Annotated in this window: 7 protein-coding genes; 5 read left to right on the forward strand and 2 right to left on the reverse strand. The window is 69.8% G+C overall.

From position 1 onward, the window contains the following. Positions 1–190: 190 nt before the first annotated feature. The 3 genes from VZQ01_RS36585 (at position 191) to VZQ01_RS36595 (ending at position 7,237) form a co-directional block, all read left to right on the forward strand. Complete coding sequence (locus tag VZQ01_RS36585; RefSeq protein WP_223747497.1) at positions 191–3,739, forward strand: MopE-related protein; 3,549 nt, start codon at positions 191–193, stop codon at positions 3,737–3,739. A 241-nt stretch (positions 3,740–3,980) separates the two neighbouring features. After that, positions 3,981–4,760, forward strand: coding sequence for a hypothetical protein (locus VZQ01_RS36590; RefSeq protein WP_223747498.1), 780 nt, complete (start codon positions 3,981–3,983; stop codon positions 4,758–4,760). Further along, complete coding sequence (locus VZQ01_RS36595; protein WP_426745975.1) at positions 4,757–7,237, forward strand: Kelch repeat-containing protein; 2,481 nt, start codon at positions 4,757–4,759, stop codon at positions 7,235–7,237. Before VZQ01_RS36590 ends, VZQ01_RS36595 begins: the two co-directional genes overlap by 4 nt. A gap of 9 nt (positions 7,238–7,246) precedes the next feature. Here the strand turns inward: VZQ01_RS36595 and VZQ01_RS36600 are convergent, their stop codons facing one another. Both VZQ01_RS36600 and VZQ01_RS36605 read right to left on the reverse strand, forming a co-directional pair. Beyond that, entirely contained in the window at positions 7,247–8,281 is a 1,035-nt protein-coding gene (locus tag VZQ01_RS36600; RefSeq protein WP_141326449.1) for a PAAR domain-containing protein, read from the reverse strand. Further along, the gene (locus VZQ01_RS36605) at positions 8,278–9,525 is read right to left on the reverse strand and encodes a tetratricopeptide repeat protein (protein ID WP_426745976.1); all 1,248 of its coding nucleotides are present in this window, start codon (positions 9,523–9,525) and stop codon (positions 8,278–8,280) included. Before VZQ01_RS36605 ends, VZQ01_RS36600 begins: the two co-directional genes overlap by 4 nt. A gap of 137 nt (positions 9,526–9,662) precedes the next feature. Between VZQ01_RS36605 and VZQ01_RS36610 the strand changes: the two genes are divergently transcribed. Beyond that, positions 9,663–12,275, forward strand: a complete 2,613-nt coding sequence (locus VZQ01_RS36610; RefSeq protein WP_426745977.1) for a type VI secretion system Vgr family protein — start codon at positions 9,663–9,665, stop codon at positions 12,273–12,275. 10 nt (positions 12,276–12,285) lie between these two features. Next, the gene (locus VZQ01_RS36615; protein ID WP_426745978.1) at positions 12,286–15,921 is read left to right on the forward strand and encodes an RHS repeat-associated core domain-containing protein; all 3,636 of its coding nucleotides are present in this window, start codon (positions 12,286–12,288) and stop codon (positions 15,919–15,921) included. The last annotated feature ends 15 nt before the right edge of the window (positions 15,922–15,936 follow it).

Genomic DNA, 15,936 nt, shown 5'->3' on the forward strand with positions numbered 1-15,936 from the left:
TGGGGTAGAGCTGAACCCCCTCCGGGCACCCTGGAGACACTCGCAAAGCCTTGTCTGGACTTGGAATCACGCGGAACGGGCCCGATTGATTGAAATGCGAAATTGCGTGCTCATACTTTCCGTGTGTGTGTAGAAGGCGCTTGCCCTTTCCCGGGGCCCTTCCACCAAAGGCATGTCCGTGAATAGACGATTGGCATTGCTCCTGTCGGGGCTCGCCCTGGCTTCGTGTTCCGAGCCGGAGACGAGCGAGACCGAGGACTCCGCGACCCAGGCGCAGGAGTTGCCGGGCGACCCCCTCTGCAAGTGGACTCCCGCCGCCGCGACCGCGCTCCCCGCATCCGCCGCGAGACGCTTCACGGGTGCCGCGAGCTCCCGCTCGGGCGCATCGCTCGCCGCGGGTGACCTGAATGGCGACGGTGTCCCCGAGCTCGTCATCGGCGCGCCAGGGGCCACGACGGCGCTCAAGGGCTACACCCACGTCGTTCCCCTGGGGCCGCCCCAGCCGCACCTGCTGGACATCCGCTTCTATTCGACGCGCTACGAAGGTGAGGTGGCCGCGAACAGGCTGGGGGCGGCGGTCGCGGTGGGGGACTTCGTCACGGGTCCCGCGAACGACCTGCTCATGGGCGCCCCGGGGTTCAGCACCTCGCAAGGCATTGCGTATCCCGTCGAGGGCAGCGCCATCTTCGGTGGAGACCGGCCGCTCACGTCGACGAGCCAGCGGTGGAGGGGCGTGACGACGTCCGCGGAGCAGGCGGGCACCTCGCTTGCGATTGGAGACATCACCGGGGACGGGCAGCCCGACGTCATCGTGGGGGCGCCTTTCTACGACTCGTCCGCGACGTATCAGGACACGGGTGCCATCTATGCCTTCAGCGGGGCGGTGACGACGTCCTCGAGCGGGCAGCTCGCCTCCGCGCCCATCAAGGTCCTGGGTGGACTGACGCAGACGAACTACCAGGCGGGAACGTCCGTGGCCGTGGTGGATGTGAACGGTGACGGCATCAAGGACCTGGTGGTGGGCGCGCCCCGTTATGACGTGGGCGCGGTGGCGGACGCCGGTGCGGTCTTCGTCTTCTTCGGTCCGGTGGCGGGGTTGCAGAACTTCGCGACGGCGAACGTCGTGTTGACGGGAACCGTGGCGAACGAGCTCGTGGGCTCGGCGGTGGCCAGCGCGGGAGACCTGGATGGAGACGGGTTGGAGGACCTGCTCATCGGCGCTCCGTCCACGGGCGGCATCGCGGGCAAGGCCTACCTCGTCTACGGCGGCAGTGGCGTGACGTCGTCCTCCCTGGCGGCGCAGCCGCGCTTCTCGGGCATCGCGGGAGACCTCGCGGGCTCCGCGGTCCTCGCGCCGGGGGACATGAACGGCGACGGCTTCAAGGACCTCCTCATCGGCGCTCCCGGCCATACCGCCAGCACGGGCGCCGTGTATGGAGTCTACGGCTCGGCGACGCGGTTCACGGGGAACGTCTCTCTGTCGGCGGGCGGCCGACTCATGGGGCCCGCGGCGGCCAGCGAGCTGGGCAGGTCCCTGGTGGCGCTCGGCGACGTGGACGCGGACGGCTCGGCCGACTTCGCCGTCGGCGCGCCTGGGTTCAGCAGCAACGCGGGCGCCGTCTACCTGGTGCTCGGCCATGGGCCTCGCACGTGGTTCGTCGACAACGACAGTGATGGGTTCGGAACGAGCGCGGGCTCCTCGCGCGTGTGTGGCGAGCCCGCGGCGGGGAGCCGGCGGGCGCTCACCGACGGCGACTGCGACGACACGCTCAACACCGTCTATCCAGGCGCCGATGAGCTCTGCGAGGCCACGCCGGAGTCGGAGATCGACAACAACTGTGACGGGCTGAAGGGGGATGACCCGGGCGCCAATCCGCTCAACCCCAAGGACTGGGTCCTGGACCTGGATGGCGACAGGGCCGTCTATCTCAGCACCGTGCAACTGCGCTGTGCGCCTCCGGAGAGCTCGGGCTGGATTGTCTATGGGCCCGACGTTCGACAGGAGTGCGACGCGCCGCCCGAGAACCCCGACTACACGACGGACAATGACGCCTCCATCTACCAGGGCGCGCCCGAGGTCTGCGACCTCAAGGACAACAACTGTGACGGCGCCATCGACGACGACCAGGGCCACTGGCCGTCCTGGTACCCGGACAGCGACGGTGACGGCCACGGTCGCAGCGATGCGACGGCCGTGAAGGCCTGCGCGGCTCCGCCCCAGCACGTGGCGAGCAGGACGGACTGCGACGACACCCGCGACACCACGTATCCGGGCGCCAGCGAGGTCTGCGACCTCCGGGACAACAACTGCGACGGCGCCGTGGACGAGGGCGTCCAGACCACCTTCTACCGCGACGTGGATGGCGACGGTCACGGCGTGCCGACGGCGACCACCCTGGCGTGCACCCGTCCCAATGGCTACTCCGCCGTCAGCGACGACTGCAACGACACCGGACCGAACGGACCGAGGATGTATCCGGGGGCCGCGGAGGTCTGCGATGGTCTCGACAACAACTGCAACTTCGACACCGACGAAGGCGTGAAGTCCAACTTCTTCCGTGACGCGGATGGAGACGGCTTCGGCAATCCGCTGGTCGTCGTCGTCGCCTGCTCGGCGGCGGGCCACGTCTCCAACAACCAGGACTGTGATGACTCCCGCTCCGCGGTCCGCCCGGGGGCGACGGAGGTCTGCGACGGTCGGGACAACAACTGCGACGGCGCCGTGGACGAGGGCGTGCTGAACGCCTGGTACCCGGACGCGGATGGAGACGGCGTGGGCACCAGCAACGAGACGTTCCGCGTGCTCGCCTGCACCGCGCCCCCTGGCTACGTGAACAGCAAGGTGGACTGCCATGACGGCAACGCCACGGTGAAGCCCGGCGCGCCCGAGCTGTGCGACTCCCTGGACAACGACTGCGATGGCGCCGTGGACGAGGGCATCGCCACCCGGTCCTGGTACCCGGACGCGGATGGAGATGGCTATGGCAACGGCGCCGTGAGCCCCGTGGCGTCGTGCGCGTCTCCTGGCCCCGGCTACGTCAACAACCGCACGGACTGTGACGACACCAGCGCCAGCATCAGCCCCGCGCAGTCGGAGGTCTGTGAGCTGACGGGGCCGCAGGTGGACAACAACTGCGATGGGAACACGGAGGGCGCCGTCAACGGCACCGCCTGGTACCGCGACGCGGACGGGGATGGGTACGGTGTGAAGACGGACACGCAGAAGCGGTGCGTCCGCCCCGCGGGCTACGTGGAGGATTCCAGCGACTGCAACGACGCGAACGCGAGCGTGAACCCGGGCCGGACGGAGCTGTGCGAGGCGGGGGCCTTCTCCGACCAGGTGGACAACGACTGCGACGGGGACAAGAACGACGTGGACCCGGACCTGCCGGCCTCGGCGGGCGGGACGCGGCTCTGGTACGGCGACGCGGACCGGGACGGCCACGCGGGCCCGGGCTTCAAGCTGCGCTGGTGCACCAACCCGACGAACCTGGTGGACCCCGCGACGGGCAACGTCCTGGTGCAGGGGACCTATCTGGCGACCGAGCCGGATGACTGCGACGACACCCGCTCGGGCGTCTTCCAGCGGTTGATCTGGTACGAGGACCGCGACGGTGACGGCTGCGGCAACCCGCTCGCGGGCCGCGAGTCGTGCGGCTCTCCGGCCGGGTGCGGGTTCCCGTTCGTCCTCAACAACAAGGACACCAGCGACAACAACGCCTCCGACTGCCGTCCCTGAAGTCGGCCCCCACCGTGTCCTCCACGGTGGGCCAACGTCCTCCGCGGGCTCCCCCTGCTCGCGGAGGACGTGCCAACGAGGCGGCGCTCATTTCCGCCTCGGGTCGAGCTTTCTCCAGACATGGGAGCCCTGGGTCTGGGTTTCTGTTGGATGGGGGACAGTCTCGCGAGGCCCTGTCGCCAGCGTGCCGGTGTCTGTCTTCAGCTGGGGCTTCACGACGGAGTGCCTGCTCGTGGAGCCCATGAAGACTTCTGTTCGGACGCGTCCCATTCTCGTGGTGGTGATGAGCCTGGTGCTGGGGAGCGCGCCGCTCCCGGCGAGGGCGCAGGAGCAGGGCACGGTGCGGCCCTATGTGCTGGCCGCGACCCGCCTCTACAACGACCTCGAGTACGAGCAGGCGCTGGAGCAGATCTCCCGGGCCAAGCGGCTGTCGAAGAGCCAGGCGGATGACGCGCTGTTGTCGCTCTACGAGGGCGTCATCCTGGCGGACCTGGGGCAGTCGACCTCGTCCGACGCGGCCTTCAAGGCGGCCCTGTTCCTCCAGCCGGACGCGAAGCTCCCGCTCTCCGTCTCGCCCAAGGTCTCCGAGCGCTTCGAGTCGCTGCGAGGACAGGTGAAGCGTGAGCTGGACGCGGCGGCGCCGCCGCGCGGGCAAGCAGTGGCAGCGGAGGTCTCGGATTCCAGCGCGAAGGCCTCGATGCCGCGGCGGGTGTGGTTGACGGGCGCGGTGGGGGGAGGGCTCCTGGTCGGCTCGGGCGTGACGTGGCTGATGGCGAGGGGGCAGCACTCCAAGCTGACCCAGGCGTCCGGCGCCCCCGAGACGATGTCCGGAATGAAGGACACGTCCTCGCGGGGAAGGACCTTGCAGACGGTGAGCGCGGTGCTCGCCGGCGCGGGCGTGGTGGGACTGGGCGTGGCCACGGGGCTTCACCTCTGGGGCGGAGCGTCTCGGCCCCGGGAACCCGGGGTGGTGTTGGGCACGGATGGCACCTCGGCCTTCGTCTCCGGGAGGTGGCCGTGAAGCCGTGCTCGTGGCTCGTCGTCCTGCTCTCCGGCGCCCTGGTGTTCCTCGCGGGCTGTGTCGACTTCGATGAGGGCGAGAAGACCTGGTGCCAGCGCCATCCAGACGTGTGCGTGCCCGCCTTCGAGCAGGTGCCGGCCTCGGTGCTCTACGTGGAGAGGAAGGGGACGCTGCGGCTCCAGGCGGGCGCGAAGGACCCGGCGGGAGACCCGCTCCAGTTCACCTGGTCCTCGAACGTGGGGAGCCTGGGCCAGGCTCGCGACACGGCGACGACGACGGAGGTCGAGTGGACCGCGCCGGAGTGCGTCGAGACTTCCTCGGCGACCGTCACGCTCACCGCGAGCAGCCGGTTGGGAGCGTCCACGCAGGTGACGGTCTCCGCCATCGGCATTCCGGAGTGCCCGAGGATGGGCGACACGCAGGGGCTCACGGCTGCGCGCTCGGGCCACACGGCGACGCTCCTGTACTCCGGCGTGGTGCTGGTGACCGGCGGTGAGTCCTCGGGCGCCGAACTCGATGTCTCGGAGGGCTATTCCCCCAGGGACCAGGCCTGGTCTCCGGCGGGGAGGATGGCCACGGCGCGCGTCGGACACACGGCGGTGCGGCTGTCGTCGGGCACGGTGCTGGTGACGGGGGGCCGCAACGCGAGCGGCGCGCTGAAGAGCGCGGAGCTGGTGAGCCAGGACTTCACGTGGACCGCGGCACTGAGTCCCGCGACGGCGCGCCATGGCCACGCCGCGGCCCTCCTATACAGCGGCAAGGTGCTGGTGACGGGAGGCTCCGATGACAGCGCGGTGGTCACCACCTCGGAGCTCTACTTCCCGGGGGATGGGGTCGACCCGGTGCCCAGGTGGAGCATGACCGCAAGCGCGCCCGTGGCCCGCGACCGCCCCGTGGCCACCGTCGTGGGCGCGGGGCGGAAGGTGCTGGTGACGGGAGGCACGACGGAGGGGGGCCGATATCCGACCAGCGCGGATGTCTTTGATTCGGCGACGGAGACCTGGACGCAGCTGGACGCAGTGGGGGAGGGCCGCATCCGCCACACGGCGACGTTGCTCGCATCCGGGCGGGTGCTGGTGACGGGTGGGTGGAATGCCGGAGGGGCCCTGGGCTCGACGGTGCTGGTCGATGTGGAGAATCGGGTGGCGACCCCGGGTCCGCCCCTGGCGGCACCTCGGCACGGCCACACGGCGACGTTGCTGCGCTCCGGCCAGGTGTTGATCACCGGTGGAGTCGGTGCGGGAGGCGAGGCGCTTGCCTCGGCGGAGCTCTTCGACCCGGAGACCGGGACCTGGTCATCCACGAAGCCGCTCGCGGCGGCCCGGCGTGACCACACGGCCGTCCTGCTGGACGAGGGGCGGGTGCTGCTGGTGGGGGGCGTGGGGACCGGAGGCGCGCTGGCGTCGGCCGAGGTCTATGACCCGGGAACGAAGACGTGGACGAACACGGGGCGGCTGTTCGTGCAGCGGGGCAACCATACGGCCACGCTGCTCGCGAGCGGACACGTCCTGGTGGCGGGCGGCAGCAACAAGGTGGCCGAGACCCTCGTCTATCTCTCGTCGGTCGAGCGGTACGAGCCCGCGTCGGGGACCTGGCGCGCGTTGCCGCCCCTGCGGGTGGCGCGTGATGGCCACACCGCGACCTTGCTGACGTCGGGTGGCGTCCTGGTCGTCGGCGGCTACAACAGCAGCCACGTGGCGGAAGCGGAGCTCTTCGACCCCGCCACGGAGCAGTGGCTCCCGGCAGGCCGGCTCGAGAAGGGACGCGACCTCCACACGGCCACCCGGCTGTCCTCGGGCAAGGTCCTGGTCGCGGGAGGCCATGGGGACGACGGCTCGCTCGCCACGGCGGTGCTGTATGACCCCGCCACGGGGAGCTGGGCTCCCACGGGCACGATGACGACGGCGCGCAGCGCCCACACCGCGACCCTGCTTCCCTCGGGCAAGGTGCTGGTGACGGGCGGCTATTCGGACACGTCGGGCACGGCGGCACCGCTCCAGGGCGCGGAGGTCTACGACCCGACGACGGAGCGGTGGTCCCCCGTGAAGGACCTCACGTTCAAGCGCGGCAGCCACACGGCGACGCTCCTGCCGTCGGGGAAGGTGCTGGTGGCCGGGGGCTATTCGGAGAAGCTGGACCAGGGCGCGCTGGCGACCGCGGAGCTCTACGACGAGGTCACCGGGACGTGGACCGAGACCCCGTCCTTCGTGGAGGGGCGGGGTGCGCATACCGCCACGCTCCTTCCCTCCGGGAAGGTGCTCATCGCGACGGGCCATGGTGGTTTCGAGGACCGGTTCTACCTCTCGCCTTGCGAGCTGTATGACCCGGCCACCGGGCAGTGGTCGCCCACCAGCGGCGTGTTGACGCCTCGCGAGAACGCCACGGCCACCTTGCTGCCCCTGGGGAAGGTGCTGGTGGTGGGAGGGTATGGCTACAACGGCGGGGTCCACTGGGAAGCGGAGCTGTTCATGCCGTGAGCGCGCCCGCTACATGCAGCTCGCGCAGAAGAGCCGGCCCTGCTTGCGACCGCCGCGGACGCCGCGTCGCAGGCCCTTCACCAGCTTCATCAGCCCGCCGGCCACTTCGCTCCACGAGGGCATGGGGAAGCCGCCGATCAACACGTTGGGCTGCCCCAGGACGATGGCGCCGAAGTCCGGGATGAGGCCCGGGTCCTTGCCCACCATCATCGACAGGGCCATGGCGGCCGCGTCCGCGGCGAGCTGGGCGGCGGCCACGGCGGCGCCTATCGCCTGCCCCGCGGCGGTGGCGGCGCTGGCGGCGGCGGCGTTCGCGGAGTCGGCGGCGGCCGCCTCGGCGCTCGAGTGCGCCGAATCCATGGCGCTCGTCACCACCCCGAGCGCGCCGGCCGCCATCCCCGCCGCCGCCATCACCTTCGCCAGCTTGCTCATCCCTCCCGCGGACGGCGTGCAGTGCTTGGTGATGTCGCCCATGCGCGCGGCCCGCGAGCCGCCGATGAAGACCTTGCTCGAGCCCGTGAAGACCTCCAGCGGCGGCATGAAGCTGCCGCACGTCACAGCCAGGCCCACGTCCCCCGCGCGCGCGGCGGGCAGGCCGTTGATGAGCACGGACACACAGCCGCTGAGCAGCACCGTGCCGATGCTGGGCAGCGGGATGGGCGGCGCCGGAGGGATGAGGCTCGGAGGATGGGCGTGCGGGTGGGGCAGGCCCACGTGCAGCGCGGTGAGCGTCGCCGCCGGCAGCGCGGGGAACAGGGCGGCGAGGGGCGCGGTCGCCAGCGCGAAGCCCGTGTTGAGCAGCTCCACCGGCGCGTTGATGAGGCCCAGCACGCCCCCCAGCGCCTGGTTGACGGCGCCCACCGCCCCCTGGTGCGCGGGCGGCGCCTGCCGGAAGGGGTCCGTGGTCCGGTTGACCACCGAGGCGAACGAGTCGACCGCGACGTTCTCCCCCGTGGGCTGCATGAGCGGCGGTGCGGGCTGGGGGGGCTGCTGCGCGTCGCGGACCGCGCTGTTCGCGGAGGTGCTGGCCCTGGGGTTGCTCATGTCTGGCCTTCCCTCGGCAGGCTTTGGAGTTCCTTCTTGCAGGCGCGCTGCTCCGTCACCATCCCCGCTTCGCCATACACCTTCTCCAGCCGCTGGAGCACGGACCTCAGCCTCGCAGTGTACTCCACGGAGCGACAGAACGCCGCCGCGCCCGTCCACGTCACCACGGCCTTGCCCAAATCCTTGCGCAGGTAGCGCGCGAGCCCCAGCTTCTCCAGGGCGTCCGCCTTGGGATAGGGGTTGAGCGCCTTGGCGGCCACCCTGTCGGTGATGTCGAAGTACCCCTCCGCCTCCGTGTACTGCTTGAGCTCCAGGCTCACGTCCCCCGCGGCCATGGACAGGTTGATGAGGATGGGGAGCGCCAGGGTGTTCACCGCCACCGCCAGCCCCTGCTGGTAGCGCTCCTTGGCCAGCGCGAGCTTGCCCACCGCCCGCAGCACGTCGCCAGCGCCTTGCAGACACAGCGCCTGCAATTCCTTCAGCCCCTGCTCGGCGTAGTACGTGTGGAGCAGCCCATACTTCTCCAGCGCGGCCGGGTAGCGCTTGTGCGCGTAGTCCAGCGCGGCCAGCTGGAGCAGGGCCTGCATCCGCTCGGGGACGGGGAGGGCGGGGTCCACCGACTCCTGCGCCAGGCTGTCCGTCAGCGCCGCGGTGCTCAGGTCCGGCTCGTACACGAGCACGCCCGGCACCTGGAGCTTCCTGAGCGCGGGCACGAGGAAGGGCGGCTCCTTCTCATCGCGCACGATGATGCGCAGCGAGCGCATCCAGGGCTGGAAGCCGTCGTGTGGCAACAGCTGCCCCACCAGGTGGGAGTAGCCCGTCCGGTCCTCGATCTTCATGGGCACGAGCGCCCAGACGAGCCGGTGGTCCCCATCCGGAGGCAGCAGGCCCCGCACGTGCTCGATGGCGGAGCGCAGCCGTGCGCCCGGACTCTCGCGAGGGTCCTGACAGCGGCCGGGCAGTGCGGGCCAGGGGGCCTCGCCGTTCTGCTTGCGGGTGAGGTTGGCGCCCTCCAGCTGCGCCTCCAGGTTGGCCAGCACGTGGGTGACGTATTGCGTGGCGGAGCGGGCCTCGTGCGCGAAGAGGAGGAAGAGGTCCGAGGGCGTCTCCTCGTCCAATCCCTTGAGTGTCTTGTGGACCCAGGCCGCCTCGGCCTCGTGACAGCCGATGACGAGCAGCAGGTGGTCTCGCTGGTCCACGAAGCCACCGAGTGTGTCTTGGAGTTCCTGGAGCTTGCGCCGCATGGTTTTGATGAGTGTAACCCCACCGTGCCTGTCCAGACGAGACGCTCCGTCAAATGCTCGCGGCACTATCTGTCCGGGCTTGCTCCGCGATATGAAAGGCCTCTCAGGAAGGCTCCGATTGACAGGGGGGAGGCCTCGTGTCCGATTCACCCGACGACGTGCTGCGCAAGGTCGAGCAGACGGCGCAAGTGGTCAGCGAGTCGCAGGAGGCCGCGCGGCAGGCTCGGGCCGGCGAGCTGCCCGCCCAGGCGACGAAGCCGCTGGAGAGCGCCCTGCGCCAGGTTCCCGCAGTTCAGCAGGCGACACAGCAGGCGCAGCGCGCCCGACAGGCCGTGCAGCAGGCGAGCGCCGTGGCCCAGGGCGTCCTGGGCGCCACGGGGGGGCTGGAGGCCCTTTCCGAGCTGGCGCGCGCCATCGGCGGAGGGACGCCCCTGGACAAGGTGCGCTTCTCCTTCCAGTCCAGCGCGGACCCCTCGGCGGACTGGCGCGTGGTGGAGCTGCACTCGCGCGAGGGGCTCTCCGAGCTCTACACGTGCACGGTGGACCTGGCCAACGAGCACCTGGACGCGGACGTGGACGGGCTGCTCGGCTCGTCCGCCGAGGTGCTCATCGCGCACGACGCGGGGGCGCGGCGGCTGTGCGGCATCGTCCACCGGGTGGAGCACCTGGGCACGCAGGCCGGGCATCTGCTGGCGCGCGCGCACGTGGTGCCCGCGCTCTGGGCGCTCTCGCAGCGCAAGGACCAGCGCATCTTCCAGGAGAAGAAGGTCCCGGAGATCCTCGAGGAGGTGCTCACCCAGGCGCTGCGGCCCTTCGAGCGGCCGTTCCGCCTCGAGCTCAACCGCGAGTACCTGCCGCGCGAGTACTGCGTGCAGTACCACGAGTCGGACCTGGACTTCGTGCTGCGGCTGATGGAGGAGGAGGGCATCTTCTTCTACTTCGACCACTCGGGGGACAAGGAGGAGCTGGTGCTCGTCGAGGAGAACGAGCAGAGCCCCACCTGCGAGGCGGTGCTGGGGACGCCCATCACCGTGAAGGGCCCGGAGGCGACCACGGCCTCGGACGAGTGCCTGCGGCACTTCGACTTCTCCCAACAGCTGCACACCACCAGCGTGGTGGTGCGCGACTTCAACTGGACGCATCCGGACTACGACCTGACGCGCGAGTCGCGCGCCAAGGACGCGATGGGCAAGGAGCGCGAGTCCTACGAGTACCCCGCGCCGCTGTTGGGGCCCTATGACAGCGGGGAGAAGAAGTACCAGTACGAGCCGGCCCAGAAGCAGGAGCTGCTGCGCCGGCAGGCCTTCCACGCGGAGGGCAAGCGCGGGCGGGGCGTGGGGTACGTCACCGGCTTCACGCCCGGCTACATGTTCGAGCTGACGGGCCACGGTCACGCCGCGCTGGACCAGTGGTACCTGCTCACGCGCGTGGAGCACCACGGCGACGCCTCCGAGGAGCTGACGAGCGACTCGCTGTCGCTGCGCCGCGAGGGGCCGCCGCGGGAGCGCTACCACAACACCTTCGAGTGCGTTCCGCTGGACGTGCCCTTCCGGGCGGAGCGTCGGCGGCCGCGCGCGCGGATGGCGGGCCTGCAGACGGCGACGGTGGTGGGCCCGGCGAGCGAGGAGATCCACACCGACGAGCACGGCCGCATCAAGGTGCAGTTCCACTGGGACAGGCAGGGCAAGCGGGACGAGAAGAGCTCCTGCTTCCTGCGGGTGGTGCAGGCCTGGGCGGGCCTGGGCTGGGGGTTCATCTTCCTGCCGCGCATCGGCATGGAGGTGCTGGTGGACTTCCTGGAGGGAGACCCGGACCGGCCCGTGGTGGTGGGCAGCGTCTACAACGGGAAGAACAAGCCGCCGTACGCGCTGCCGGAGCACAAGACGCGCAGCACCATCCGCACCTCCAGCTCCAAGGACAGCGACGGCTTCAACGAGCTGCGCTTCGAGGACGCCAAGGAGGCGGAGGAGATCTTCCTGCACGCCCAGAAGGACTTCAACGAGGTGGTGCTCAACAACCACTCCACCTCGGTGAAGGCGAACCAGACGAACTCGGTGGACGGCTCGCAGACGGAGACGGTGGGCGGGGACCAGGCCATGACGGTGCATGGCCAGCGCACCAAGACGGTGGACAAGGACGAGACGACCACGGTGCACGGCAAGCGCACCGAGACGGTGGACAAGGACGAGACCATCACCATCACCGGCGCGCGCACCGAGGACGTGACGGGCAAGGAGAAGCTCTCCCTGCACGCGGGGCGGGATGCCACCGTCAACACGCTGGAGAAGCTCACCGTCACCGGCAACCGACAGGAGAGCATCCAGGGCAAGGACTCGCTGGACGTCACGGGGGACAAGTCCGAGCACGTCGCCAAGAACTACGTGATGACGGGAGACGTCCAGCTCCAGGCGGTGCAGGGCGAGTGCAGCGTCACGCTGAAGGACAGCATCACGGTGGAGGGGACCAGCAAGAAGATCGCCCTGCACAACAGCTCGGGCCAGGTGGTGTTCGACGGGAACAAGATTGAAGTCACGGCGACGAAGGAGCTGTCGCTCGTCTGTGGCGCGGCGAGCATCAAGCTCAAGAGCGACGGCACGGTGGAGATCAACGGCGCCAAGGAAGTGAACGTGGGGGCGCAGCAGAGCACGCTGAAGCTCGAGGCCGCGGGAGGCTCGCTGTCGGCGCCCAAGCTGACGTCCTCGGCGGTGGGCATCCACGAAATCACCGGCGCGCTCATCAAGATCAACTGACGAGGTCTCCATGCAAGGCCGCGTGGCAGTGGGGCACCCCATCGACGTGGCATCGGGGGTGTTGTTCAACACCTGGATGGACCTGAGTCTGCCCGGGCGGGTCCCCCTGATGGTGGAGCGCTACTACAGCACCGCGCTGCTGGGGAGCACCGTGGGCCCCGCGCTGCTCGGCCCAGGGTGGCGGCTGGGCTTCCAGATGGCGCTGCGCCAGACGCTCGAGGGATTCGTCTACGTCAACAACGAGGGCGCGGAGCTGGCGCTCGAGGACGCGACGAACGCCTTCGAGAAGACGGGACGGCTGCTCTCGCCCTCCTCGGGCCTGGAGCTGCGACGGCAGGCGGACGACAGCCTGCTGCTCATCCGCTACGCCAACGAGCCCCATCCGCTGCGGCTCGTCTTCGAGAAGCAGTCCAGGGGCGTGCACTACGTCCTGCGAGAGCTGCGGGGGACCGAGCAGAGCCGGGTGGACCTCTCGTACAACTCCCTCGCCCAGCCCATCCGGCTGGTGCAGACGCGCACGAACAAGGCGCTGCGGCTGCGCTATGGCACCAGGGGCCTGCTCGAGTCCATCTCCCTGGAAGGCGAGTCGGGGCCGCCTCGCGTGGCCTACGAATACGACGGACAGGGCCGGCTGTGGCGTGTGCGGGACAGGCAGGGCGTGCTGGCGGTGTACGAGTACGACGCCCGGGCGCGAATGGTGTCCGAGAGCAAGTTCACGGGGGCCATCTTCCGCTTCGCCTACGACGATGCGGGCCGCTGCATTCACGCCACCGGCACGGACCATTACGAGGAGCGCTGGCTCGAATACCAGCCGGGCCGGCGCATTACCCGCGTCCGCGACAGCCACGGCGAGGTGACGGTCTACGAGTACAACATCGCGGGGCAGGTCACCTCGGTCCGCTCGCCCTTGGGCGCGCTGACGGCCTACGAGTTCGACGACGCCGGGCGGCTGGTGGCTGAGACGGACGCCAACAAGGTCCGCGCGGAGCGGGAGTACGACGCGCTCGGGCGGTACTGTGCCGCGCACTTCCCCGGAGGCAAGCAGGTCCGGCTCCAGCATGACGACGAGCATCGGCCCGTGGCGCTCATCGACCCGCTGGGCCAGCTCTGGCGCTACACCTACGACGCGCAGAACAACCTCACGGGGATCCTGGAGCCCACCGGGCTGACGTGGCGCCTGGAGTTCAATCCCCAGGGCGAGTGCCTGGAGGTGACGAACCCGCTGGGACACGTCTTCCGTCTGGAGCGGGACCGGCTGGGCCGCCCCGTGCGGCGCATCGACTGGGAGGGCAACGTCTGGAGTACGGAGTTCGACGCGGATGGCTGGGTACTCGCGGAGGTGGACCCGCTGGGCCAGCGCACCGAGTTCCAGCGCGATGCCGCCAGCCGCGTCACGAGCATCCTCCCTCCGGACGGGCGTGCCTGGCACTTTGAGTACGACGCCGGGGGGCGCGTCGTGCGCTACCAGGCGCCGGACGGAGGGGTCACCCGGCTTCGCACCAGCAGCTGTGGTCACCTGCTGGAGAGCGTGGACGCGCGCGGCGGGGTGACGACCTACCGCTGGGACAGCGAGCCCAACCGGCTGTTGGAGATACGAAACCCGCTGGGAGAGACGTACCGGCGTGAGTTTGACGCGGACGGGCGGCCGGTGTCGGAGACATTCTGGGATGGCAGGTCCGTTCGCTACGAGCGCGACGGGGTGGGCAACTGCACCGCCATCATCTCCTCCTCGGGTGCGAGGACCGAGTACGCCTACGACGAATGGTGCAACGTCCTGCGCCGCGTGGCACCGGATGGTGTCGAGACGAAGTACGCGTATGACGCCAACCGGCTCCTGACGGGCGTGGAGTCCGGCGTGAAGGTCGCGTTCGAGCGCGACGTCTACGGCAACATCCTCGGGGAGAGCCTGGACGGGCAGCGCATCACGAATACCTATGACGCGATGAGCCGGCGCACGCAGATGACGCCTCCTTCGGGGGAGCCCGTCCGCTACGCCTGGAGTCGCAACGGGGACTGCCTCGCCATCCAGCGAGGGAGCGCGGTGGTGGAGTTCGTGCGCGATGCTCTCGGCCGGGAGGTCCGGCGGGTGCTGCCCGGTGGCGGTGTGCTGGAGACCCGCTACGACGCGATGTCGCGACTGCTCGAGCAGGCCTACCATCCGCCGGGCTGGGTGGACCGTGGGCTCGATTGGCCCCCCACGCCTGGGGATCCGGACGCGGTGGCGCCGTTCAAGCGGTGCTATCACCATGACGACTTCGGCCACCTGTCGCGCACGGAGGATTCGCTGCGTGGACTGAGCCTGTTCAAGCACGATGCCACCGGTCGGCTGACGCAGGTTCTGCGGCCTGGAGGGACCTCGGAGGCATACGAGTACGACGCCTCGGGCAACCGGATGGCGCACGCGCTGCTGTCCTGGGAGCAGCCCGATGTCCCCGAGCGGGCCGTCACCCGACTCGCGTACGAGAAGGGCAGCCGCCTCGCGTCGGTCCAGAGTGCGCGGCGCGCCGAGTCGCACGCCTACGACGACGAGGGGCGGCTGGTGGCCCGGTATGTCCGCGAGGACGAGGGGCCCGAGCAGGTCTGGCGCTATGGCTGGACGGGCTCCAGTGAGCTGGCGTCGGTGGTGCGGCCGGACGGCGAGTCGTGGACGTATGTCTATGACGGCCTGGGGCGGCGTATCGCTCGGCGCGGACCTCGGGGAGAGCACCGATATTTGTGGGATGGAGAGGTCATCCTCCAGGAGGATGACCCGCGAGGCGCCGTGAGGCAGTGGTTGTTCGAACCGAACAACCACCGGGCCGTGCTGCTGGCTGACGCGGGGCTGCACTTCGTCCTTCCGGATGGGGTGGGTGGTGCCTCGGAGGTCGTCACTCCGGAGGGACGGCTGGAGTGGGTGAGCCGCCAGGGCACCTGGTCCGAGCCGGGGCCCGACGCGGGTGCCTTCCCGCTGCGCTTCCCTGGCCAGTGGTACGACGCGGAGACCGGCTGGCACTACAACCGCTACCGCTACTACGCGCCGGAGACGGGCCGGTACATCAGCCCGGACCCCATCGGCCTGGTGGGTGGACACAACCTCTATGCTTATGTGCCCAGTCCGCTGGAGGCCATCGACCCCTCGGGGCTCTCCGCCCGCTACCCCAGCGGCGGCCCGTTCCAGTACGACGGTGGCCGCAACTACTCCGGCGTGGGACGCAACAACCACCCCACGACCGGCAACCAGGATGCCTTCAGGACGCCGGGGGGAAAGTGCATGGCGGTGGTCTCCCACAACGGGCAGAGCCAGGCGTTCATCAGCGGCGTTCCGGACGGCGCGGTCAATGGCTCACACCCCCGGACCGCGGGCAATGACTTCAGTGGCCCTGTCACAGTTCATCCGGCGGTCCGCGAAGCCACCTCCGGCGGGATGAATGGCAACTGGACGCATGCGGAAATGCACGCGATGAGCCACATCCTCCACAACCCGGGGGCCTACCAGGGAGGGCCGGTGGTGCTGCATATCGACCGGCCGCCGTGTCGGCACGGACAGTCCGGCAGAGGCAGTTGCGACCACGCGCTCCACGGGCTGGTGCATCAAGCCCGCGCGAATGGCGTGGACCTGCACGTCACATATCGCGACTCCAAGGGGCGAATCAGGACGTATTGTTGACGAGTCGTTCCGGGA

The sequence above is a fragment of the Myxococcus faecalis genome (assembly GCF_050039385.1).
GTDB classification, from domain to species: domain Bacteria; phylum Myxococcota; class Myxococcia; order Myxococcales; family Myxococcaceae; genus Myxococcus; species Myxococcus fulvus.

Bases quoted from the DNA above. Each gene is read 5' to 3' on its own strand.
- VZQ01_RS36590 (WP_223747498.1), top strand. From the start codon at position 3,981: ATGAAGACTTCTGTTCGGACGCGTCCCATTCTCGTGGTGGTGATGAGC.
- VZQ01_RS36600 (WP_141326449.1), bottom strand. From the start codon at position 8,281: ATGAGCAACCCCAGGGCCAGCACCTCCGCGAACAGCGCGGTCCGCGAC.
- VZQ01_RS36615 (WP_426745978.1), top strand. From the start codon at position 12,286: ATGCAAGGCCGCGTGGCAGTGGGGCACCCCATCGACGTGGCATCGGGG.
- VZQ01_RS36605 (WP_426745976.1), bottom strand. From the start codon at position 9,525: ATGCGGCGCAAGCTCCAGGAACTCCAAGACACACTCGGTGGCTTCGTG.